General features: G+C 48.6%; 1 pseudogene. It reads left to right on the top strand.

Going from position 1 to position 662, the window contains the following annotated elements:
- Positions 1-662 (top strand): annotated as a pseudogene (locus ACYVFA_RS23705) (hypothetical protein); the annotation flags it as partial.

Genomic DNA, 662 nt, shown 5'->3' with positions numbered 1-662 from the left:
TGGTCAACAGGAGCAACGGGTACAAGTCTGGTACTTTCAAGTGTGGGTACTTACAGCATTTCAGCCACCTGTACGGTTGGTAGTTGTACTTCCCCAGCCAGCCAAGCCGTAACAGGTTTGCAGATTGTTACGCAACCATCTGCACCAACGATTGTTGCACCCAATCCAAAAGTAGTATGTGCGCCAAATACCTTGACCTTAACCGCCGGTGGATGTGGCGGAACAGTAAACTGGTCAACAGGAGCAACGGGTACAAGTCTGGTACTTTCAAGTGTGGGTACTTATAGCATTGCAGCCACTTGTACTGTGGGTAGTTGCACTTCCCCAGCCAGCCAAGCCGTAACAGGTTTACAGATTGTAACACAACCATCTGCTCCAACGATTGTTGCACCCAATCCAAAAGTAGTGTGTGCGCCAAATACCTTGACCTTAACCGCCAGTGGATGCGGTGGCACAGTAAACTGGTCAACAGGAGCAACAGGCACAAGTCTGGTACTTTCAAGCGTAGGAACTTATAGCATTTCGGCTACTTGTACGGTGGGAAGCTGTACAAGTGTTGCAAGTCAGGCAGTAACAGGCTTACAGATTGTAACCCAACCAAGTGCACCAACTATTGTTGCACCCAATCCAAAAGTAGTATGTGCGCCAAATACGCTGACCTT

It is taken from the genome of Emticicia fontis, from assembly GCF_054779675.1.
This window is presented reverse-complemented; position numbering and strand designations above follow the sequence as displayed.